This is a genomic window from Paenibacillus sp. W4I10 (assembly GCF_030816325.1).
Lineage (GTDB): Bacteria > Bacillota > Bacilli > Paenibacillales > Paenibacillaceae > Paenibacillus > Paenibacillus amylolyticus_B.
Window position 1 is genome coordinate 3128792 of the sequence record NZ_JAUSXX010000001.1, and the last position, 22384, is coordinate 3151175.

20 protein-coding genes are annotated in these 22384 nt (G+C 46.0%); 7 read left to right on the top strand and 13 right to left on the bottom strand.

Features of this window, described 5'->3' with window-relative positions; translation table 11 throughout:
- Positions 1–53: 53 nt before the first annotated feature.
- The 5 genes from QF049_RS13880 to QF049_RS13900 form a co-directional block, all read right to left on the bottom strand.
- A complete protein-coding gene (locus QF049_RS13880) occupies positions 54–1658 on the bottom strand; it encodes a helix-turn-helix domain-containing protein (RefSeq protein WP_307538120.1) in 1605 nt (534 codons plus the stop codon).
- Positions 1659–1669: 11 nt separating this feature from the next.
- Positions 1670–3421, bottom strand: a complete 1752-nt coding sequence (locus QF049_RS13885) for a sensor histidine kinase (RefSeq protein WP_307538122.1) — start codon at positions 3419–3421, stop codon at positions 1670–1672.
- 104 nt (positions 3422–3525) lie between these two features.
- Entirely contained in the window at positions 3526–4395 is an 870-nt protein-coding gene (locus QF049_RS13890; RefSeq protein WP_051447142.1) for a carbohydrate ABC transporter permease, read from the bottom strand.
- A gap of 22 nt (positions 4396–4417) precedes the next feature.
- On the bottom strand, positions 4418–5308 hold the full coding sequence (locus QF049_RS13895) for a carbohydrate ABC transporter permease (protein ID WP_091014599.1): 891 nt from the start codon (positions 5306–5308) through the stop codon (positions 4418–4420).
- 205 nt (positions 5309–5513) lie between these two features.
- Positions 5514–6200: an HAD family hydrolase gene (locus tag QF049_RS13900; protein WP_047844222.1), complete on the bottom strand. Its 687-nt coding sequence runs from the start codon at positions 6198–6200 to the stop codon at positions 5514–5516.
- Between the two features lie 294 nt (positions 6201–6494).
- Here QF049_RS13900 and QF049_RS13905 point away from each other — a divergent pair, with 294 nt between their 5' ends.
- Positions 6495–8213: a methyl-accepting chemotaxis protein gene (locus tag QF049_RS13905; RefSeq protein WP_307538125.1), complete on the top strand. Its 1719-nt coding sequence runs from the start codon at positions 6495–6497 to the stop codon at positions 8211–8213.
- Positions 8214–8390: 177 nt separating this feature from the next.
- Here QF049_RS13905 and QF049_RS13910 read toward each other — a convergent pair whose 3' ends face one another.
- Positions 8391–9362: a Gfo/Idh/MocA family protein gene (locus QF049_RS13910; RefSeq protein ID WP_307538127.1), complete on the bottom strand. Its 972-nt coding sequence runs from the start codon at positions 9360–9362 to the stop codon at positions 8391–8393.
- A 411-nt stretch (positions 9363–9773) separates the two neighbouring features.
- Between QF049_RS13910 and QF049_RS13915 the strand changes: the two genes are divergently transcribed.
- From QF049_RS13915 to QF049_RS13930, 4 genes are all read left to right on the top strand, one after another.
- Positions 9774–11405 (top strand): thiamine pyrophosphate-binding protein, encoded by a 1632-nt coding sequence (locus tag QF049_RS13915; protein WP_307538129.1) that lies wholly within the window; start codon positions 9774–9776, stop codon positions 11403–11405.
- A 12-nt stretch (positions 11406–11417) separates the two neighbouring features.
- Positions 11418–11786, top strand: coding sequence for a carboxymuconolactone decarboxylase family protein (locus QF049_RS13920; RefSeq protein WP_017689521.1), 369 nt, complete (start codon positions 11418–11420; stop codon positions 11784–11786).
- Between the two features lie 187 nt (positions 11787–11973).
- A complete protein-coding gene (locus tag QF049_RS13925; protein ID WP_124113814.1) occupies positions 11974–12324 on the top strand; it encodes a hypothetical protein in 351 nt (116 codons plus the stop codon).
- Positions 12325–12372: 48 nt separating this feature from the next.
- Positions 12373–13371 (top strand): 3-oxoacyl-[acyl-carrier-protein] synthase III C-terminal domain-containing protein, encoded by a 999-nt coding sequence (locus QF049_RS13930; protein ID WP_307538130.1) that lies wholly within the window; start codon positions 12373–12375, stop codon positions 13369–13371.
- 173 nt (positions 13372–13544) lie between these two features.
- Here the strand turns inward: QF049_RS13930 and QF049_RS13935 are convergent, their stop codons facing one another.
- The 7 genes from QF049_RS13935 to QF049_RS13965 all read right to left on the bottom strand — a co-directional run bounded on the left by QF049_RS13935 (position 13545) and on the right by QF049_RS13965 (position 20277).
- A complete protein-coding gene (locus tag QF049_RS13935; RefSeq protein ID WP_091014606.1) occupies positions 13545–14114 on the bottom strand; it encodes a manganese catalase family protein in 570 nt (189 codons plus the stop codon).
- 94 nt (positions 14115–14208) lie between these two features.
- Positions 14209–14484, bottom strand: a complete 276-nt coding sequence (locus QF049_RS13940; protein WP_091014607.1) for a spore coat protein CotJB — start codon at positions 14482–14484, stop codon at positions 14209–14211.
- The gene (locus QF049_RS13945) at positions 14474–14713 is read right to left on the bottom strand and encodes a spore coat associated protein CotJA (RefSeq protein WP_307543249.1); all 240 of its coding nucleotides are present in this window, start codon (positions 14711–14713) and stop codon (positions 14474–14476) included. Before QF049_RS13945 ends, QF049_RS13940 begins: the two co-directional genes overlap by 11 nt.
- A 183-nt stretch (positions 14714–14896) precedes the next feature.
- A complete protein-coding gene (locus tag QF049_RS13950) occupies positions 14897–16249 on the bottom strand; it encodes a hemolysin family protein (RefSeq protein WP_124113810.1) in 1353 nt (450 codons plus the stop codon).
- Between the two features lie 46 nt (positions 16250–16295).
- A complete protein-coding gene (gene yfkAB, locus QF049_RS13955) occupies positions 16296–17432 on the bottom strand; it encodes a radical SAM/CxCxxxxC motif protein YfkAB (RefSeq protein ID WP_091014610.1) in 1137 nt (378 codons plus the stop codon).
- A gap of 220 nt (positions 17433–17652) precedes the next feature.
- Positions 17653–18738, bottom strand: coding sequence for an HD-GYP domain-containing protein (locus QF049_RS13960; protein WP_307538135.1), 1086 nt, complete (start codon positions 18736–18738; stop codon positions 17653–17655).
- A gap of 108 nt (positions 18739–18846) precedes the next feature.
- The gene (locus QF049_RS13965) at positions 18847–20277 is read right to left on the bottom strand and encodes a bifunctional metallophosphatase/5'-nucleotidase (protein ID WP_307538137.1); all 1431 of its coding nucleotides are present in this window, start codon (positions 20275–20277) and stop codon (positions 18847–18849) included.
- Between the two features lie 120 nt (positions 20278–20397).
- Here QF049_RS13965 and QF049_RS13970 point away from each other — a divergent pair, with 120 nt between their 5' ends.
- On the top strand, positions 20398–21144 hold the full coding sequence (locus tag QF049_RS13970) for a molybdenum cofactor biosynthesis protein (RefSeq protein ID WP_307538139.1): 747 nt from the start codon (positions 20398–20400) through the stop codon (positions 21142–21144).
- 122 nt (positions 21145–21266) lie between these two features.
- On the top strand, positions 21267–22316 hold the full coding sequence (locus QF049_RS13975; protein ID WP_091032616.1) for an HD-GYP domain-containing protein: 1050 nt from the start codon (positions 21267–21269) through the stop codon (positions 22314–22316).
- Positions 22317–22384: the final 68 nt, after the last annotated feature.

Here is a 22384-nt window from a genome sequence, read left to right on the forward strand (position 1 = left end):
GTGAGGGACATTCTGACTTTGCATGGTGGGAAAAATGACGATCCGTATCGGTTTCAATTCTCATACATTTGCCGGAAGCAGGTTGGCGTCATACCGCAATATTTCTTGAACAAACCGCTGAAATAAGGCCTGTCCTCATAACCCAGCCTCTGGCAGATCTCTTGCACCTGTACACCTGCAACCAGCAACTCTTTGGCCTTTTCCATCCTCATCTTAGTAATATATTGAATCGGCGTTATGCCCGTTTCCTTTTTGAAGGCATTGGCAAAGTAACTCGGACTTAAATGTACGGATTGGGCACAGGCATGCAGCGTCAGATTTTCTGCAAGATTCAGACTGATATATTCCTGTGCCTTGCTAATCGCCTGTTTGACATCGGTGAGTCGTTTTTTGTCCATAATCTCGCAACCCATACTGCTAAAATGCTTGATGTATCCCCTCCAGCCCTCAAACGTCAAGGAGCGCATCGCTTCAAGCACTGCCAGGTCTGCCTCCAGACGCAAGCGTTCCTCTGCTGTAATCTCATCACAAAAGGCACGGTAGATGGCAAAAGCCAGTCCAGACAGCAAACGAATCATCGTGAGCGGCTCGGGAAAACCTTCGGAGACCTGCCATTCTTCGAGAATTTCATCAATGATGCGGTGACAGGTGCTCTCATTACCACATTTGAGTGCGTAAAAAAGCTCTTTCTCCTTCTCCAAAGGATACACCGGAGCCACACAGGCCTGATTCTCCAGTTCAGCATACTTGAGGATGCAATTTCCTTCTCTGTAAAAACGATAGGATATCGCCTGATCTGCATGTGCGTAGGACGTCCAGATTTCCTGTGGTCTGCGTGCAATCGTACCAACACCAATCGAGACTGTTTTTTTGCTGAATCGCTCCACATTTTGGCGACATTGCTCCAGCAGCTCGGAGACGTCGATCTGGCTTGGTGTGTTAAATATCGCGGCAAGCCGGTATCGATTTTCCCGTAAAACAACGCCTTTGGTATAACGGTTCAAGGTTTCTCCCACAATATTTTGGACCGCAAAAGGAACGATTTCGGCATCCAGATGCATCGTGTATCCATATCGCGTATAACCATCCACCTCGATGACCATCACGAGAAGATTGGAGGAATCGAGATCAATATGCAGCTCGTGCCAGCGACTTTCATTCAGGAAACCCCCGATTTCATGACGCAACAAGCCCAAGAGATAGCTGTGACGCTCGTACTGGTTGCTGCTCTCCACCTTCTGCTCCAACTGTTCCAACTGTTTGCACTGTGCCTGCTCTTCCTTAATCACCTGTCTTACCTTCAACACCGCACCGAGTATTTCTTCAGGGGTAAACGGCTTGAGCAAATAGTCGGATGCACCCAGCTTGATGGCCTCCTGTGCATATTGGAAATCCGAATAACCACTGATGAAAATAAATTTGGCTCGCAGTCCGGCATCCAATGCCCGCTTCATTAGCTCCAGCCCGCTCAACTTGGGCATCCTGATATCACTAATCACGATGTCGGGTTGCTGCTCCAGCAACAAGGACCAACCGCGCTCTCCATTATTCGCCGTGCCTACAATCCGAACCTGATGATCTTCCCACGGAATAGTTGAAGATATGCCCTTTACAACTGCCTGGATATCATCCATAACACACATCGTCAATTGGCCCATACTGCCCCTCCTCAGGTGATCGGAATCGTGATAACAACTGTTGTCCCTACATCTGTACTGCTATGAAATACAATCGAGGCCACATCCCCATAGTGCAGGCTTAATCTGCCATGGAGATTGGATAGGGCATAACCTTTGCGTCCCCCGTCAGGAACATCCTCAGCATAGATACTGGCTACATCCATCCCACATCCATTGTCAGCCACCTCCAGCCGTAGTGTGTCACCCTGACGATCAATGCGGATCAGGATAACGCCCAAATCTTCTTTGTCATTGAATCCATGCAGGATGGAATTCTCGACCAAGGGCTGGAGTAATATTTTTAAAATATTGACAGCGTAACAAGACGGGTCCCCCACCTCAATCCGATAAACGAACAGATCCTCATAACATTTTTGCTGAAGCTGCATGTATTGTTCGACATGTTTGATCTCCTGCTCCACACTGGTAATGTCTTTCCCATCATTAAGTCCCAGACGGAATAATAAGGATAAGGAGACGATCATCTCACTTACATCCTTCTTCTCTCCGCTCTCACTTTTCCAGAACATCGTATTAAGCGTATTGTAGAGGAAATGAGGATCAACCTGCGCCTGAAGCGCCTTGACTTCAAATCGCCGTTTGTCTTGCTCCGTTGTCCGTACTTCTTCAAACAGAATCTGAATCTGGTCCAACATCCGATTGAAACGATGCCCTACGGCGCTGACTTCATCGTCATACTTGCTGCGAAACCGTACATCCAGATCATTGGACTCCACCTCAACCATCAGGCGTCGCAGTTTGTTCAATGGCTTCAACAGAGCGGAGGCCAGCAGCCTGGACAACCCGAGTGCGAGTAAAATGCAAAACAACATAATCAGGATAATCAGCCAGCGTATCTTTTGTAGGGGAGACAACAAGTCAGCCTTGGACTGTACACTTACCATGACCCAATCCTCGTTCATCGACAATGCCGAATAGTTAACAAGCATGTCCTCTCCCTGATCGTTCCTGTAGATGAAATTCCCAGCATCGTCAAGGCTAAACTGTTGGGTAAAGTCAGGCTCCATAATGAAATCGTAATTTCGGGACCTGGGCCGAATGACTTCATTTCCGTTTTTGTGCAGCAAAAACAGTTGAATCTGGTTATTCATGAGATCCTGCGTCAGAATGTCTCGCATCGCCTCTTCCTTCATATTGACGACCATATAGACATTGGAATAGGTATGATTATCGATCACAATGGGTTTGAGCAACAGAGATAACACATTTCCTTGGGATTGGAATAACTGACTCTGATGTGAACCAAACCACATCGTATTCCAGCCTTGCAGCTTCACGTAGCGTCCGTATTCCCTGTCGAACGAGTTATTGCGATTCGGAAAATCTTTGGTCGAGAAAAAATCACCGATGGGTGTTGTCAGATATGCGGTATCAATCAGTGGCTCTACGAGCTTCAATTGCGCAAACGACGTTTGCAGCAACGAGAGATTCTGATAATAATGAGATGTTTTATTTTTTCCCACGTCCTTCATGACCTGGGTGAACGTTTCATTAAGCATAAAAGAAAAAGAGGATACAACAATGTGCCTCAGATGTTCATCCATAACCTGCACTGATTTGTTCAGAATGCTTTGTTTCAGTTCAAGTGCATTCTGCTCAATGCTTCGTGCAGCAAAGAGATAAGAGCATATCCCGGTCACACTGATGCACAAGACAACGAGAAAAATGTACAGCAGCTGTATTCTTTTTTTCAGGGACATTTTATAAAAGTCGAATATCATCGGCGCTCGCTCCTTGAACACGGCTTGGCCCGTCCGCTGTGAATTAAAATGAGTATAGCACAGTGGAATTACCCGTAAAACCGTTTCCATGATTGTGCTCACGCCTATCCTTTCACAGCTCCCAAGGTCACCTGCATGAATGATTTGTTGGCAAAAATATAAACGATGAGCAGCGGCAAAATGGACAGACAGGCTCCGGCCATCATCAGTTGGACCTCAGCCGCAGCTCCGATGCCATATCGCAGATTAGCCAGTCCAACCGGCAAAGTCTGCAAGTCCGGATTGCTCATGGTGAACACAAAAGGAAGAATATATTCATTCCAAGAACTCTGGAATACACCCAGACCTGCAACGGCGAGTCCGGGCCGCAGAAGTGGAAGAATAATTCGCCAGTATGTGGTGAAGAAATTGCAGCCATCAATCATCGCCGCTTCATCCAGTTCGCGCGGGATGCTCTTGAAGAATCCAATCAGAATAAAGTATGTGGCAGCGTGTGCGCTGATCAGTATAATAATAACGCCCCACAACGTGGTATTTAGCCCCAGCTTAACCATGAGGTCAAATTGCGGACGCAGCACAACTGCGCCTATGGAAATAAACAGAGTAGATGCCATGAGCAGGGTGTACCCCTTTTTCCCTTTGAAATTCACTCGATCCACAGCGTAGGCTGACATCGAAGCTACCAGCAACGTGCCAACTGTTGTACTGATGCTAACAAACACGCTGTTAATCGTAAAACCCGAAAAATTGGCGGTTTTCCAAGCCTGAGCATAGTTGGAGAACTGCCAAATCTTCGGCCAGATGGTAGCTCCTCCGGTCAATTCCTGGTTCGTTTTGAAGGAACCGAGCAATACAAGTATGATGGGGAAAAGCGACAGCAGAGCGATTGCGATCAAAAACAACCAAAGTACCGTTCGTTTGGTCCAGCGAATGAGTTGGGGAGACCCTGAGGGCGCAAGCACGTTTTGAGTCATCATCGTTTCCTCCTGATTGGGATTAATAGACATCATTGAGCTTTTTGGATATCCGGAAATAAATGAGCGTCACAGCCCCTACGATGAGAGCCGTTGTGAAACCGACTGCACTCCCATAACCGAGCTGCTGGAGTGATTGTGTGTCAGCCGACACGGGAAACAACAGTTTGAACAAATACAGATACATCACCTCTGTTTTGCCATACGGCCCCCCTTCGGTAAGCACCATAATGCTCTCGTAACCTTTCAGCGCCGTGGTAATTGCCAGCATGATGATCATCTGCAAGACAGGACCCAGCAACGGAATCGTTACATTCCGCAGTTTCTGAAATTCACTCGCTCCATCCAACGATGCCGCCTCATAAAGCTCTTCAGGAATGCTCTGAAGACCCGCAATGAACAACAACATATAGTTGCCCACAGCCCCCCAGATAGCGATGATGATGGTTGTTAACATGGCATGTTCAGCCCCCAGCCAGCTAATGGATTCGGAGATCACATGATACTTAAGCAGCAATTGGTTCAATATTCCGTTATAGGAGTTGAAAATAATAAAAAATACAATCGCCATGACCGAAGCGCTGAAAATAGTGGGAAGATAATAGATCGCCCTAAAGAGGGATCGCCCTCTCCATTTGCGATTCAGAATAATCGCCAAAGTTAACGACAGTGGAATCGTAACGACGAGTTTGCCCAGGGCATACACACCCGTGTTGCCTACAGAATCCCAGAATTGCCCGTCACGCAAAATGCGTCCAAAATTATCAAGCCCGATAAAGACCGGCGTCCCGATGCCTTGATAATCATAGAACATGTAACGCAGCGCCCATAACAGCGGATAGATCCCAAATACAACAGTTAGAAAAAGACTTGGAAAGATGAACATATAGGCATGTATTTTGGATGGTTTCACCAGAATCGGACCCCCTATAGCTTTTGAATGAAGTATAGAGGGAATATGAAGGAAAGCGGGATAGGGAAATCAACTTTCTACAGGGGAGAATGTGACTGCATGATCATACAAAAAAACCTGTATTCAACGAATTTCCGTTGAGTCTACAGGTTCATATCATGTGGTTCGTAATCTTAAATCTCAGTATACGTATACAGCGTAGAGGCTACTCTGCTTCATCATACAGACGCAGCAGTTCTGTAAAATCAGAGATGAGCACATCCGAGCCTGCAAGCTCCTCATCACGTCCGAACCCGGCATAGGCACAGCCGATGACCGCCTGACCGTTCATTTTACCCGCTTCCACATCGGAAGAGCGATCCCCTACCATCCATGCGTCCTGAATACGATGTTTCTCAAGCAGGATCTGCACCAGATTAATCTTGGAAGGAGTCTTGTACTGGCCTGCACTGTATACCCCTTCAAAGAAAGGCATAATCTCGTGTGCAAACGCCACACCCTTCACATAGTCCTCCAGCCCATTACTTGCGACAAAAAGACGCACTCCTTGTTGTTTTAATGCTTGCAACGTTTCCTTCACCCCAGGATACAATTGAGAACTTCCTTGATCAAGCCCCTCAATCTCCAGTTGAAGCAACAGTTCGTCTGCACGGCGATGTGCCGCTTCCGACGCCTCAGGCATAACCACTTTCCATATATCTTCGAGCAACATGCCCAAACTTCCCAGCATCCGTTCCTCGGGTGGAGTTTCTCCTTCAAAGTGCCCTTCGGCACGCAATGTATCAAATAGTTGCTGGTAAGCTGGCAACAACAGGGTCTCTGTCTGGAACAGCGTACCATCCATGTCAAAAATCATCGCTTCCGGTTTGAGCAATACCTTCTCTTTATTCATGTCCAATGTTCCTTTCGGATTGGGATATTGTATATGTAATTGGAATCGTTCCCTTCCCATGATAAACATAACGTTTGAACGTGTAAACCAACGATTGGAAAACATCATCAACCCCAACCTTATACAACATCAACCAAACATTATATTGTAGTTAAACAAACTATATACAAAAGAAGTTTCTTTACGTATAATACTAAAAAATAGTGCTTTAGACACCTAATCTAAAGACCTATAATTATCACATTTCCGGTTTTTTCGACAACTACATATACCCCATAGAGAGGAATAACAAACATGAAAAAGCGAAAGACCTTTAAGATTTTTTATAAGATCGGATTAGGATATTTACTTGTACTGGCTGTACTGGCTGGTTGCATCCTGCTGATTCAGAACAGCACAAGTCAGCTCCAACGGGAACTGGATTTTCTGGTCGATCATGATATGAGGGTACACGCCCTCACCTATGAACTCGAAAGAAACATGGTAGATATGGAAACAGGTCAACGCGGTTACATCATCACTGGTCAGGACAATTATCTCGATCCCTACACCCAGGGAAAAGCGCAACTTATTACACTCAGAGATGAACTTGCTGCTTTAATTTCGGATAATCCGGCTCAGCTTGCACTTTTGGAAGACATACATACTAATATGGAGAACTGGGTCCAGGTCGCTGGTGAACCTATGGTCGCCCTTCGCCAAGTCAATAATACACAGGCCATTCGAGATTTTTTCGCAGATGATCCAGGTAAAAGAGACATGGACCAGATTCGCACTGCTCTCGATACGTTTCGAACCAACGAGCATACGTTAACCGATAACCGTACAGAAGCACTGAAGCAGAAAAACACACTACTGAACTTGGAACTGTATGGGGCACTTATCGTTGTCGCCATTATCTCGTTCATCACTGCTTTGGTCCTGTCACGTGCCATTGTTAGAAACATTCGTACCGTAAAGCAGGCGTTAAATGACATCGGTTCTTCCAATGGTGACCTGACACTGAGAATCGCTACGCCAATGAAAGACGAAACTCGTGAACTCGCGGAGGCAGCCAATACAATGCTCACTGGTTTGCAGCAAATGATGCTGGACGTTCAGAGCAATGCCATGATTCTGAGCACAGCTTCGGATCGATTGGATAAAGGGGTTGCCGATAGCCATCTTGCAGGAAAAGAGGTTGCTACTGCCATGGAACGCGTCGCTGAAGGCGCTGATGAACAGGTTGCTCTTACGCAAACCATGGTAGCTGCGATGCAGCAATCCCTCAATGGCCTTAATCGCGTCGCCTCATCAGCAAGTGACGTGGCAGGCCGTGCAGTTCGTACCGAATCCATTGCCGTGGATGGGCAACAGCGCATTGATAATGCTGTAGGTAAAATGAGTTCCATTGAGCAATCCTTCTTCTCTGTACAGGAAGCCATTAATGAAATTTCGAAGATGTCTGATCAAGTGATCAACATTGCAGATTCAATGTCGGGTATTGCGAGACAAACCAATCTGCTTGCACTTAACGCCGGAATCGAAGCGGCCCGCGCTGGGGAAAATGGACGCGGCTTCGCTGTCGTTGCCGCGGAAATCCGCAATCTTGCAGACCAAAGTGCAACATCAGCCAAAGAGATTACAAGTATATTGGAAACCGTGGTAACAGGTGTTCAAAGTACGGTGCAGGTGGTTGATGAGAGTACTCTACATGTGAATGAAGGGTTGCGGACCATTGAGGATGCAGGTAATGCTTTTTCAACTATTACTCAGCATATTCATAACCTCAGTGGTGAAGTTCTGGAGGTATCTGCTGTTGTCGAGGAGTTAACTTCCGGTAGTGAGGCTGTGATGAGGTCCATCAATGAAGTATCGGCTGTTGTGGAAGATACTGCATCAGCTACAGAAGAAGTATCTGCGATGACGGAGGAACAACTTGCTTCTCTGCAGGAAATGTCTGACACGTCCAAGCAGTTGAATGAAATGTCGGATGCACTTGATCAGCTGGTTAAGCGATTCAAGCTGGCGTGACCTGATTCAACATACCGATAGAATGTATATATGCTCTATCCTGCGCCAAAACAAAAGAAAGAAGCATCGCAGACTGGCACACCTGGGCCACTGCGATGCTTCTTGGTGTTAAGGAGAGCTGATACATTTAGAGGTACGGCAGGCACTTCGAAATGAAAAAACCTGACACTCCTTTTCTTATCCTGATTGTTCCGTGTTCCGTAGCGCTTCCAGTATCAATTGTGCCTGATACCCATCGTTAAAATCATATATCTTAGCAGGTTTGCCTTGTATACGGGCAATGACATGTTTAAGAACCGGCAATTCACTGGTGGATTCCAGCACTTCCACAGGAGAAAGCGGCTGCCCCACCAGACCCGTCTTCAAATCTTCCCAATTTTCCAGGGCAATCGTGCCTTCTGTGCCGTACACCACCATGGATACTCGTTCTTCCCCCGCAAATTGAGAGATCCCGTTTAGCTGAATTCGGGTCCCGTCTTCCAATTCCATTGCAGCCTGTACTTCTAGTTCACAGTCACCATTCTCAGGATATTGAACCTGAGTGTTCACTACCCGGATGGCACCAAACACCTTTTGAATCATATGAATCCAGTGAATCCCCACTTCAAGAATAAATCCACCCTGTTCCCGGCTCGTAATCCATGCATTCTGTTGCCATGATCGTGGCCACTGCGGGAATTGCAGAATCAGATCTATTTTGCGAATGGCCCCCACAGTACCCTGCTCAATCATCTCTTGCAACTTCAGCACAGAAGGTTCATGCGGCATAGAGAAGTGGATGGCATGAACAACGCCCGCCTGCTCCGCTGCATCCAGCATTTTTTTGGCTTCTTCTACACTATTGGCAAGTGGTTTCTCGCAGAACACATGAATTTTGCGCTCCAGCGCTTCCATGACAACCGGATAATGAAACTTCGGCGGAACTGCAATATACAGCAGATCAATCTGATGTTCATTCATCAATTGCTTATAATCCGTATACGTCCTAACTCCCCGATGAGAAGCTGCAAAAGATGCCAAACCTTCCTCATTCGCATCACATACCGCTACAATCTCAATCTCCGTGTCCATCTTTGTATTCTCGATTAGATGAACCATATGTAATCCCATTTTACCCAGCCCAATCAGAGCCATCTTGATGACTGTCATTCCATCCCCTCCCAATTCCTTTCCAGTATAGCAGAAAGCAAAGAATTGCGAATGCGATGCGTTGATACGAAAAAAGATAAATCTCTAGCTTTCAAGTCGCTATTAGAGACTGAAATTCATCATTTGGAGTCATATTTTTACATTATTTGTAACCTCGTAAATATTGGGTAATTCGTTGCAGGGATATATAACCAATTATTTTTACTTTATCCAGCAACACTTAAAGCGTTACCAACTTAAGAATCAGGAATTTAGACTCACAAAAACAGGTTGACAAAAAACCACAAAAAAAGATACTCTTCCTAATAACAATGAATATTTCCTCTTACAACCTTAGATAGTAACTTGCATTCAACAAATGGAATATGCGTATGGTTCTAATAACCTATTTCATGAAGCGAGGTGTCCCGCATGAGAACAGTTGCGGACTATTTGGCAGAAACTCTGCGTAATCTAGGCGTTACTCATGTCTTTGGTATTATTGGTAAATCCATCTGTCCTGCTGTACTGAAAATGGTGGATTACGGATTAGAGTTCATTCCAGGCCGTCATGAATCCAGCTCAGGTTTTGCCGCATCCGGTTATGCATTACAGACAGGTAAACTCGGCGTTGCCTTTGCCACATCCGGTCCAGGCGGAACCAATCTGCTTACTGCAGCAGCCCATGCAAAGGCCAACAATCTGCCAGTACTGTTTATTACGGGTCATCAATCCATTCAGGAACTGGGGCTCCCCCAGTGTCAGGATTCTTCTTCCTATCTGGCTGATCTGGCCGAGATGTTCAAGCCTGCTACGCTATTCAGTAAACTGGTTGAGCGTGGAGATCACTTCGGCACACTGCTGAATCATGCCCTTTCCATTGCACTCGGCCCTAATAAAGGCCCTGTTCACCTCTGTATTCCTTTTGACGTACAGACCGAGCTGTTATCCCAATGCCGGATTGTCATTCCCGAACCGGAACCTCTGCTTAGCGTATCTAATCTGAATCGCATTCTTCCTCTCATTCAACAATCCAACCGCCCTTTAATTATTGCTGGTAAAGGTGTAAGTCGCGCCAGAGCCCATGATGAATTGCTTCAATTGGCTGAATCGTTCAACATTCCCGTCATTACTACTCCTGGTGGAAAAGGAGCGATTGCGTGGGACCATCCCCTGTACCATGGACCTTGTGGTGTTGGAGGTTTCCCGCATGCAGACGACACGTTGAACCAAAGTGACCTTTATATCGTACTCGGTTCACGTCTGAGTGACATGACCCTCTGCAATCTGAAGCCTGAACATCATCCGGTACACCTCATTCAATTTGACGCTGATCCTACGTTTGTAGGCAAGATTCTGAGCGCTCAAACCTTACATATCACCGGTGATTTGAAGGACAACCTGCAATATTTGCTGGGCACATTAAAAGACCTCCCTACTCCTGTGAGAACCACTGCACCCATGGATTACACTGTCCCTTTACCAGATCTCCCCCAACTGTCTCTGGCTTCTGTGCTGGACGGAATGAGCGATCTGCTTCCGTACGATCATAAGCTGTTTGTTGATGATGGCAGCCATGGATTTCATGCGGTCCAGCGATATAAAGTCAAGAAACCAGGCAGCTTTGTGTTTGACGCGTACTTTGCCTGTATGGGGAACGCCATTGGTATGGCGATAGGTGCAAAGGCCGCTTCACCTGAAGAGACCGTTGTATGTATCACCGGTGACGGATGTTTCATGATGCTGGGGACGGAGATCAATACCGCGGTATGCAACAACCTGAACGTCATCTTCATTGTTGTTAACAACAAACAACTGGACATGGCACTCAAAGGGATGGAAAAAACAACAGGCAGAATCGATGGCACATTATATGAAGTTCCTATGGATGCAGCCAAATTCGCCGAATCTCTCGGTGCGGTTGCGTTTCGAGCAGAAACTCTTGCTGAATTCTCATCTGCGCTGAACACAGCCCAGACGTTAAATCAGGTAACTGTAATTGAGCTTCTGACCGATCGAGATGAAATTCCACCCACGGCTCACCGCACCGTAACTTTGAATTAGGAGGAGCATATCATGAGTGAACATGTAGCTCAGGGACTAGACCGTTTCGCAAAACTTTCGGGGGAGTACGGCGCAAGAGCCCTCGCACCCATCAAAGAACATTTTCCCGAATTATCGGAATTTATTATGGGGACGGCATACGGGGACATTTTTCAGCGCACCACGATTACGGATCAATGGAAGGAAGTTGCTATCATCTCTTCGTTGATCACCCAAGGACAGTATGAACAATTGGGCGTACATTACACGATGGCTCTAAGCGTGGGAGTGACGGTGGATCAGCTCAAGGGAATATTGCTACATCTGGCGCCATGTGTGGGTGCTCCACGCATTATAAGTGCATTTAATATTTTGCTTGCCACCTTGGACGAAATACAATAATTCACTTTTCTACATTTTTATACATGATTCGACTTTTTTATTGATCTTTTTACATTCCTACCTTTATAATATGGTTAAATTATCCTTCGAATCAGCTCTCATCTTAGAAGCTTTCAGCAAAGGTCCTATGGAGCTGTATATCCATTAACAGGATAGCCTTAACTCATTTAAAGGAGAGAGATCAAACATGGGAAATTTCATTCTTAAGACTGACGTTCCGAACAAGGTGTTAAACATTGAACTGGAGGGTTCATTCTCTCAAGAAGACGGTTTGCGTTCCATCTCGGCCTATCAGGATACGATCGCTCCTATTAACACCAAGGAGTATGACCTGAACATCGATTGCAAAAAGCTGAATGTTACTGCTCCGGAGATTGTTCCTCTTCTGGAAGGCTGTCTTCAATTGTTCAAAAAAGATGAATATAAAAAAGTCGTGTTGACCCTCGAGAACAACGCGATTCTAAAAATGCAATTGTCCCGGCTCGGCCGGTCAGTCGGTCTGGACAATCTCGAAATCATATCTACCGTTACCACTTAATAAACCAGGCGGACAAGCTGTGAATTCACCCTTCCGCTCAAGAGGAGAATGAAGATGGCCGGAATTCGTATTGTAGATATCGATATCTATCATCCAGCAACCAAGGTGCACAATGATTTTTATATTGAACATTTTGATGTAAGAGGTGTAGATATTCGTGGATTGTTACAGGCACTTGGTCGTGATACACGTTATAAAATTGACAACGATGACGAAAATTCACTAAGCATGGCCTTTGAGGCAGCCAGTAACCTACTGGAAAAAACCGGACTCACCGGTGCAGATATTGATCTGATTGCTTATGCAAGCCAAACGCCAGAATACATCTTTCCTACGAATTCCCTGATGATCCATCGCCTGATTAACGGAGCTTCTCACACGATCTGTATTGACAGTAACGCGAACTGTGCAGGCATGACCGCTGCTTTCGAACAGGTTAGCCGGCAGATGCTGGGCAATCCTCGAATTCGCCGGGCATTAATCATCGGCTCGGATTACGTGGCTCCTCACGCCAGTCCCGATGATCCCGTATACTTCGCCAATTTCGGTGATGCAGCAGCGGCGGTTATTGTAGAGCGGGATGAACATGCTGTCGGTTTCATTGATTCCATCTATCAGACGGATACCTGTGTGTATGGTAATTCTCTTTTTCCTGCAGAAGGCTTGGCAAAGCTCGGCAAAACAGGTGTGGATGCGGGTGCCTTTCATGTGAAATTCATCCCATTTGATGATTCCATCTGTGTGGATGCCGCTTCCGAGTCCATTCGTACTTTGCTGACACGTAACGAGATTGGACCAGATGAGATCAGAGCCGCCTGCTTCTCCCAACTATCTATTAGTAACATTCGGGCTGTATCCGAAAACATCGGCATTGGTAACGATATTGCCGTCTATATCGGAGATGAGTTCGGATATACTTCAACCAGCAGTCCGTTCATTGCATTACATCGAGCGATTACTACTGGTCAGATTCAGCGTGGTGACAAAGTTCTGTTCTGGACCGTTGGAGCCGGGTGGCAAAATGTTGCCATGGTGGTTGAATATTAGGCCTTACTTCGCCAAAATATAATAAACAGGACGGTTCTCTTTCTTCCAAAGAGGATCGTCTTTTTATATGTAAGCAATCCACATTTCAGCACATACACTTCTTCCAGCCTCTCCATTTCTTCAAAGCAAAAAGCAGCCCTCACCGGACTGCCAGGTTCCTATTTTTCACCTGTTCAAAAAATCTTCTTTGTATCGCGATCGTCTTTCAGAATCTCCACGGCCTCCCGGAAACGTAAGGAATGCACGATCTCCCGTTCCCGCAGAAACTTCAGACTATCCTGCAGATCCACGTCATCGGTCAGATCGATTAACCATTGATATGTAGCCCGGGCTTTCTCTTCTGCTGCAATATCCTCGTACAAATCCGCGATCGGATCTCCCTTCGAAGCAATGTATGCTGCAGTAAAAGGTACACCTGAGGAATTCGTGTAAAATAAAGCAGAATCACGCTGAGCATAGTTAGGCCCGAGTCCCGCTTCTTCCAGTTGCTCTACCGACGCGTCCTTGGTCAACTTGTAGATCATGGTAGCAATCATTTCCAAGTGAGCGAATTCCTCTGTGCCGATATCATTTAATAACCCGATAATTTTATCCGGAATGGTATACCGCTGGTTCAAATACCGCAGAGCTGCCGCCAGCTCACCATCGGCTCCTCCATATTGTTCAGCCAGCAATTTTGCCATATGAGGATCACATTTGCTAACCCGAACAGGATACTGCAATTTTTTCTCATACACCCACATGCAGAGCCCTCCTTTTAGAATGAATTTGAAATTGCTGGCATATTCCCCGAGTCCCCGGCGTGGCAATTTTGCACGGAAACCCGAGGAGATTGTTTCACACTTGCCATGGCCACGGTGTCTGTGACCATTCCCATGGATATTTGGAGAATGCATGACCAAAGTTCATCAGCGGTCCGTACAATTGTTGAAATTCATGTGCAACTCTCATGCGCTCCTGACTGAATTTGTTGTACTGTTCAATACTCTGAAAGTCACCCGGATGAGTGTCCAGATATAGGTTCAGCTCAACTAATACAAAGTCCAGTGCCTGGAGCTCCTCTAACAGCTCATAATACCTTGCATCACAGGCTTTGGGCACTTCAGGCTCCATCCAATTCCACCTTCCTCCCTTTCGATCTTGCTGGTGTATAAGGGCTGTATAATGCAGGCCATAATGTTCCCAGTCTTAACGCTTCTGCCGGACTGTATTGCGGCCAGCCCATAGGTTGAAATGGAATAAATAATTGCGGAGGAACCAGATACGTTCGAATCTCTACAGGCGGACAAGGGTCAAACGGCCCCACAAACGGGGCGTAAGCACGAAGCTGCGGATCTTTCACAGAACAACTCTCCTTTCTCAATGCTTGCATGCATCCAACATACATTTCAAACGATTGCTTCCCGTCTCTATATCCATATGTTTCAAATCGGTAAGTTAATCCCCTTTTAGCTCACACATCAAAAAAAACCTCTGAAAGCCCCACCACAATGGCGGTACTTTCAGAGGTCTTTTTGAGGTCTGTTTATTGTGTAGACTGATCTTCCGAATTCATGTCTTGAGGAACAGATTGCTTGTACACTCGAACCCGAGTAATTCGCAAACGAGAAGACTCTTCCACTTCAAAGACGTATCCATTCAGCTCCCGAGTTTTGCCCTTGGCTGGACTACCTCCAAGCTCTTTAAAAAGCCATCCGCCAATGGTATCCACTTCTTCATCCTCAATGATGGCTCCGGTCCACTTATGAACTTCTTCAATAAGCGAACGACCATCAATGGAAAAGGAATCTCCACTGCGTTCCATATGCGGACGCTCATCCTCAAACTCGTCATACAAGTCTCCAACGATCTCTTCCAGAATTTCTTCCGCAGTCAGCAATCCAGCTGTGCCGCCATATTCATCCACAACCAGCGTCATCTGAGAATGTTTCTTCTGCATCAGACGCAGCACATGGCTGATTTCCATGGATTCAGGAACGTTTAAGATTGGTCGGACGAGTGAAGCCAGATCATGTTGTTGCTCCGGTTTAGCCAGCAACAGATCGGTGATGTGTATAAATCCAATGATCTCATCCTTGTCTTCTACTGCTACGGGATACCGGGAATGTTTGGTTGCATTAATGATCTCCAGGTTCTCTTCCAAAGACATATGCGTGTACAGACAATCCATGTCTGTACGTGGCAGCATCACTTCACGTGCCAGCATATCGGAGAAATCAAAGATGTTGTCCATCAGTTTGATCTCATCTTTATCGATGACACCACTTTTGGCACTCTGCTTCATCAGAATTCGAAGTTCATCTTCCGAGTGAGCTTCTCCTTCACTGGCAGGTTCGATACCCGCCAGACGCAGCAATGCATTAGCCGATACATTCAGTACCCAGATGAACGGGAAGAAGATTTTGTAGAACAACAGCAAGGGCGCAGATAGGAACAATGCCACTCCGTCTGTTTTTTGAATTGCCAACGATTTGGGCGCAAGCTCACCCAACACAATATGCAGAAACGTAATGATACAGAAACCGATAATGACGGACACGGTCGATATAAGCCCTGTATCTCCTACACCGAGCTTAAACATGAGAGGCTCAACGAGCAATTCAGAGATGGCTGGTTCTCCCAGCCACCCGAGCCCAAGCGATGTCAATGTAATCCCGAACTGAGTTGCCGATAGATAGGAATCCAGTTTACTATTCACCTTCAGTGCATAACCAGCCAAACGGTTTCCTTCACTCTGCAATTGAGTTAAACGTGTCTGTCTTACTTTCACAAGGGAAAATTCCGCTGCAACAAATACGCCATTCAAAAATACGAGCAAAAAGACACAGACCAGATTAAATACCAGCTGTCCAAGATGAAATTCGGTATGAATATCCAAGTTGAAACTCCCCTTTTCTATCTATTTCAGGAATACACCTGGAATATCAACGTGTGATTGCCTTTCTAGATTTGAAATCTACACCCTTGTAATACATATCTGCCACTAGCAGGTTTGGTCCGCAACAGGATGCAATATCGCAATGGCAATTGACCGTTTGATTCAACGGATGTTCAGCTGACCATTCATGGAACACTTCATCCAGTTTACGATCACGAATGTTACCAAACGCCGGGATATCCGCAAAATCCGTCACATACACATTACCCGTGAACATGTTAACGTTAACGCGGTTGCGTCCGTCCGGATCGTTACGTACCGTCACATTTGGTTCGCTGTATAAACGGTTGATCAGTTCCCGATCCTGCTCTGCTGCACTGCACGCGAAGAATGGCAGGGTCCCGAATAACATCCACATATCTTTGTCACGCACATCAAGCAAACGATGAATCGCTGCTCTCATATGATCCAGTGATAACACGGGCAGTGACGAAGCAAAGTTCGAATTATACATCGGATGCACTTCATGACGGACACAGCCCATCTCACGAATCAATTGGTGAATACCATCCAGCTTGTCGTGCGTACGGAAGTTAATCATCGATTCCGCAGAGATAAACATGCCTGCTTCACTCAGTTTGCGTGAATTTTCAATCATTTTCTCATACATCTTCACCGCTACTTCACGTTTCACAGGTCTGCCACTATTGGCAAATCCAACTTGATGGAAATCGTCAGCATTCAGATAGTTGAATGAGATATGCATAACGTCCAGATAAGGTAAAAGTTGCTCATACCGGCTGATATCCAGTGTTAAATTCGAATTGATCTGGGAACGAATTCCACGTTCCTTGGCATATTTGAGCAGCGGGATAATCATCTCATCCACTGTTTTCTGGCTAAAGCTTGGCTCGCCACCCGTCAGACTAATTGTCTGCAGATGCTCCACTTCATCCAATCGTTTCAGCATCAGAGGAAGCGGGAGAGCCGGCGCTTCACGCATCGTGAGCATATCTCCCACGGCACAATGCTCACACCTCATATTGCACAGATGTGTCACGGTCATTTCTACACTGGTCAGCACATGGCGTCCATATGTACGCAGAGAGCCGATCGGATCCCACGGATCATTCGTTGGCGATAAAGGCATCGGTTGTACCGATCCTGAGTTTAGCATGGTCATTGTTCCTCACCTTATTCCTTTTATTAACCTAAAAAGTTTTATTTACATCATACCTTGTGTTTTTCTTTTTGGAGTTATCTTTTATCATAGCACAATTTTGAATGCTCCGGCATACGCAGACCCTGTCCATTACATGACAAAGAACGCTCAGGCAACTCTGGACCGAATTACGAAACGGCCCGGATATTACGACATGAGCGCTAATCATCTTTCAAGTTGTTCAGCTTTCCACCTGTTCACTTTGAGCCGCTGAAGGTGTATCCTCCACACCCTCTACACCTGTGATCATCACAGACAGAGCTGTCAGCAGGTTAATTTCATAAGGCGAAGATAAAGTCTGGCCGTCCGCATCTTTTAGAACACGGATAAGCGGACGTTGAGGAACACGTGAATGAATTGATGCAACTACTCCAACCTCTCCCGTGCTGAGCTTGACTGAAATTCCTACTGGGTATATCGCAACACAATCCCTGAACTTTTCCAACATCCGTTGTTCATAGAGGGTTCCTGAACCTGTATACAACACCTCTACTGCCTGATGCGGCAGCAAGGCTTGCTTGTACACCCGATTCGTTGTCATGGCATCATACGAATCAGCAAGCGCAATCCATTTGGCATATTCATGAATTTCCTTGTCTTTCAAACCAAAGGGATATCCACTGCCATCAATTCGTTCATGGTGCTGCAATGCACAATGCGCGGATAGAAGCGGTATACCTGGTTCATCTTTGAGAATACGGTGTCCATATGTAGTGTGCTGCTGAATGATTTTGAATTCCTCGTCACTCAATCTGGAGGGTTTATGCAAAATTTCTGGTGCAATCTGTGTTTTGCCGATATCATGCAACAAAGCGCCCAGACCAATCTCCATTAATTGCTGGCGTGTGTAACCCGAAGCAACACCAAGAACCAGCGTGTACACACATACATTCAGAGAATGGTTATACAGGTCAAAATCGCTGGAGTTCATGTCCATCAGCATAATCATGGCTTCCTTCTGACTGCCGATGTCTTCCAGAATCGCATTCATCACACCACTAAGCGCTTTACCGAAATGAGGAATCTGATTTTTGGTTTTCAGTCCTGACATACTCTGAAATTGCTGTTTGATCTCGACCAGTGCTTTCCTTCGGGTCTCTTCCTGCAACATTTCAGGAACGATGATGTCCTCTGTCGCAGCATCTTTAATATACACATAACCGACCCCGAGATCCTTAAGGCGTCCAATCAATCGACTGGTTAGCTCTACATCCTCACTAAGTAATACAAGGCCTTCTTCACTATAAATACGTTTTCCCAGCTTCATGCCAGGCTGCAATAAGTTTATATGTACTAAACGCACAGCCTATCCTCTCCCGCTCCGTAGATGTAATTACCACTAGCCGCCGCTTCAGCAGAAGGCAAGTACTTTAATTTAGCTTTGATGCCAGCGGGCTCGCAGGCTGTCGTCCAGAGCCCCTAGTCGTTTTATTTCCGTTTCCAGCAAATCGCGTATGAATTCCGGAAGATGATAGAGCGTACGGGTTCCATGAGCCAGAGGAGGATACCCCACATTGAACGTAAACATGTCCAGTGTCCCAACAATATACTCACATTGTTCGTCCATAGGCTCCCCATTGATGGATATGGTCTGAATCTTCTCATAGGCTGGCGCATGTGGATTGTATTGAACTTCCACTCCGTCCATACATAACGTGCCTAGAATATGACCACGAAAACCAAATCCCACAATGGGCTTACCTGAAAACTCGTCCAACAAGGACTGCTCAAGTGCTTCACGAATATGACTTCCACTCAAGCATATTGTACAAGCATTTATAGGAGATGGACATAGGGAATGCAACATTCCTTTTGTAATATTACCTTGTGGAAGATCTCCGAGAAGCTGACCTGCATTCACCAGAGACAGCTGTGCCCCCGTGAAATGACGAACAGCTTGTGCAAGCAATGTTGCAAACGGGGATTCCCGGTCATACGCGATGGGCAGCACCCGATCCGTTATCACTGCCGTCTGATTGAGTGTCCTTTCGGCTTCCGTACGATTTGTAGCGATTGCCAGAGCGACCTGATCATCCAGTAATATACTCTTGGCAGCCATACAACCGCTACTTATCAGTTGGAGAGGTTCTCCCACGCTTGTTCGTTCGAGTACCACTTTCCCAAGCCATTGACCAAATTTCCCGGCTGCACCCAGCACGGTCTGACCAATGACTAATGGTTCTTCGAGAACATGATGGGTATGTCCACCGAGAATAACATCAATTCCAGTAATCTGCTCCGCCAGTCTCCGATCTGTCGAAAGTCCCAGATGTGAAAGAACAACCACCACATCCACTTCATCACGTAATGCTTCCACTTGAGCTCTTAGTGACTCCACAGGGTCCAGAACATCCCACCCAAGCAGTTCGTAAAACGTGGTAAAAGGGGCAGTTGCCCCCAGCAGACCAACGCGAAATGGACCTTTCTCCACAATCAGAGAAGGTTTCATCCACACTGGCGGAAGGCCAGTATCTTGCTCCACAACATTGCCGCATACCACAGGACACAGAAGTCCAGCGTAGGACTGCGAGAGCTGATCTGGCGTAAAGGTTAGACCTTCGTTGTTACCGATTGTAATGGCATCGTAGCCCGTCAGGTTAATAACATCAACATTAGCCGTACCCAGTGTTCCTTCTGTTTCAACGGCCATCCGGTCCATATGATCGCCGATATCCAATACAAGGAAGTTGCCACCGTGGTCACGTTCCTCATTGATCATAGCGGCGATGGTGCTCATGGAGCCGAAGTGGCTATGGATGTCATTGGTGTGTAGAATCGTTAACGTTTGCTTCTCCCTGGTGCTCATCACACCGCCTCCCCTGCTCTTCAATAAACGTTCATTCTTCTAATGGATAAGCATAACATTTTCCGCGTCGTTATGATATATTTAAAGGGTTTAGAGATCAAAAAGAGGTGAGTCATATCTATGAAATTGACAATTCAACTATTTGCAGGCATTGCAGAACGTTTAAATACATCCCTTCTGGAGTTTGAGTACATTGGAGACATTCCAACCGCTGCCGATTTAAAAGAAAAACTGAGTCTGGCCTACCCAGAGGCAGCTTCTCAGATAAGGACATCCTTTTTGGCAGTTAACCAGCAGTACGCTCCTGCCGATACTATACTTAGCTCAGAAGATGAACTTGCGTTGATCCCTCCCGTCTCTGGAGGCGATGGTACGGATATATCTGATGAAAAACTTCGCTCTGCCATCCCAGAGCATCGGACTGAAGATGGCTTATTTCTGATCACAGAGTCCACCTTGTCCGTGGAAGCAACAACGGCGCTAGTGATTACCCCGAATCACGGGGCAGCTCTTACTTTTGTAGGTACGACTCGTGAAATGACCGGTGAACAGCGCACCGTTCATCTTGAATATGAGGCCTATGTGCCGATGGCTCTTTCTCAAATGGCGGCCATTGGTGTGGAAATCTCCGATCGCTGGCCTGGTGTGTTATGTGCAATCAGTCACCGAATTGGGAAAGTAGATGTGGCAGAGATTAGTGTAGTCATTGCCGTTTCCTCGCCTCATCGCAACGACTGTTATGATGCAAGCCGTTACGCCATAGAGAGACTCAAACAGACCGTTCCGATCTGGAAAAAGGAAATTTGGGAAGATGGATCTGAATGGAAGGGACATCAATTAGGACCATGGAACCCCATGGAGAACTAAACAATGAGCCTTTACACCTTTAGACCGAGTGGGTTAATAGTAAATAAGTCGTTGTCAACCCATTTTTTTCTTGTTATTATAATTATATGTGTCGATATTAGTCGAGAAAAGGTGGTTTATACGTGAGAGTGCATGTTACTGATCTTAAACCGGGTGACCTGTTAAAAAATGATGTATACAACAGTTCGGGTCTCCACATGCTGATGAAAGGTTCCACCCTCAGTGAAGATGACTTATCCAAACTGTTGCAACATGGAATCGAGTACGCAGATGTAGAACACACAACATCCGACCTACACTCTGATGCACAAACCTTACCTTCCGATCAAACCCGTCTGTTAACTAACTTGTTTAACGATACGATCAAAGGTACTGAATCTCTATTTCAACAAGCGATGGAGAAGGGTTTTATTGATGAGACACAGGTCGATGAGATTTTGTTTACCCTAACAGAACAGTTGGAAAAACAAAAGGATGTTGTCTCCTTGTTGCTTATGCTGGACGGGGATAGCGATTATACGTACAACCATTCATTGCAAGTCGGAATGCTCGCTTTTTATATCGCCGGCTGGATGGGTTACAACCCCGAGGAATGTCTAACGGTAGCCAAAGCAGGATATCTTCATGATATCGGCAAGTCCAAGATTCCTTCTGAAATGTTACATAAACCTGGTAAATTGACCACGGAAGAATTTGACGAAATGAAGAAACACACATTCTATGGGTACGATATCATTAAAGAATCCACGCAGGATGAAATTCTGGCAACGGTTGCACTTCAGCATCATGAGCGCGAGGATGGTAGTGGTTATCCTCATGGACTGCGAGGAGACGAGATCCACCCATATGCCCGTATAACGGCTGTAGCAGACGTTTACAGCGCCATGACGACGAATCGGGTGTACCAGACCAAACAGGAACTGATCTCTGTTCTATGTGAACTGTACAGCCTCAGCTTTGGTCAGTTAAATGCTGAAGCAACGCAGGAACTGATCAAGCATATGCTGCCTAATTTTATCGGTAAAAGGGTTCTGCTCACCACGGGTCAGACGGGACTCATTGTCATGAATAATCCTGCGGATTATTTCCGACCACTCGTTCAGACCTCTACGGCCTTTATCGATTTAGCGAAAGAAAGAGATATTGCTATCGTTGAGATCTATGTACAGTAACTGTTCATTGTACAGAGCATGTATACGAAGAAGCCCATAGGTAACTGAAATAACCAACTCATAGGTTG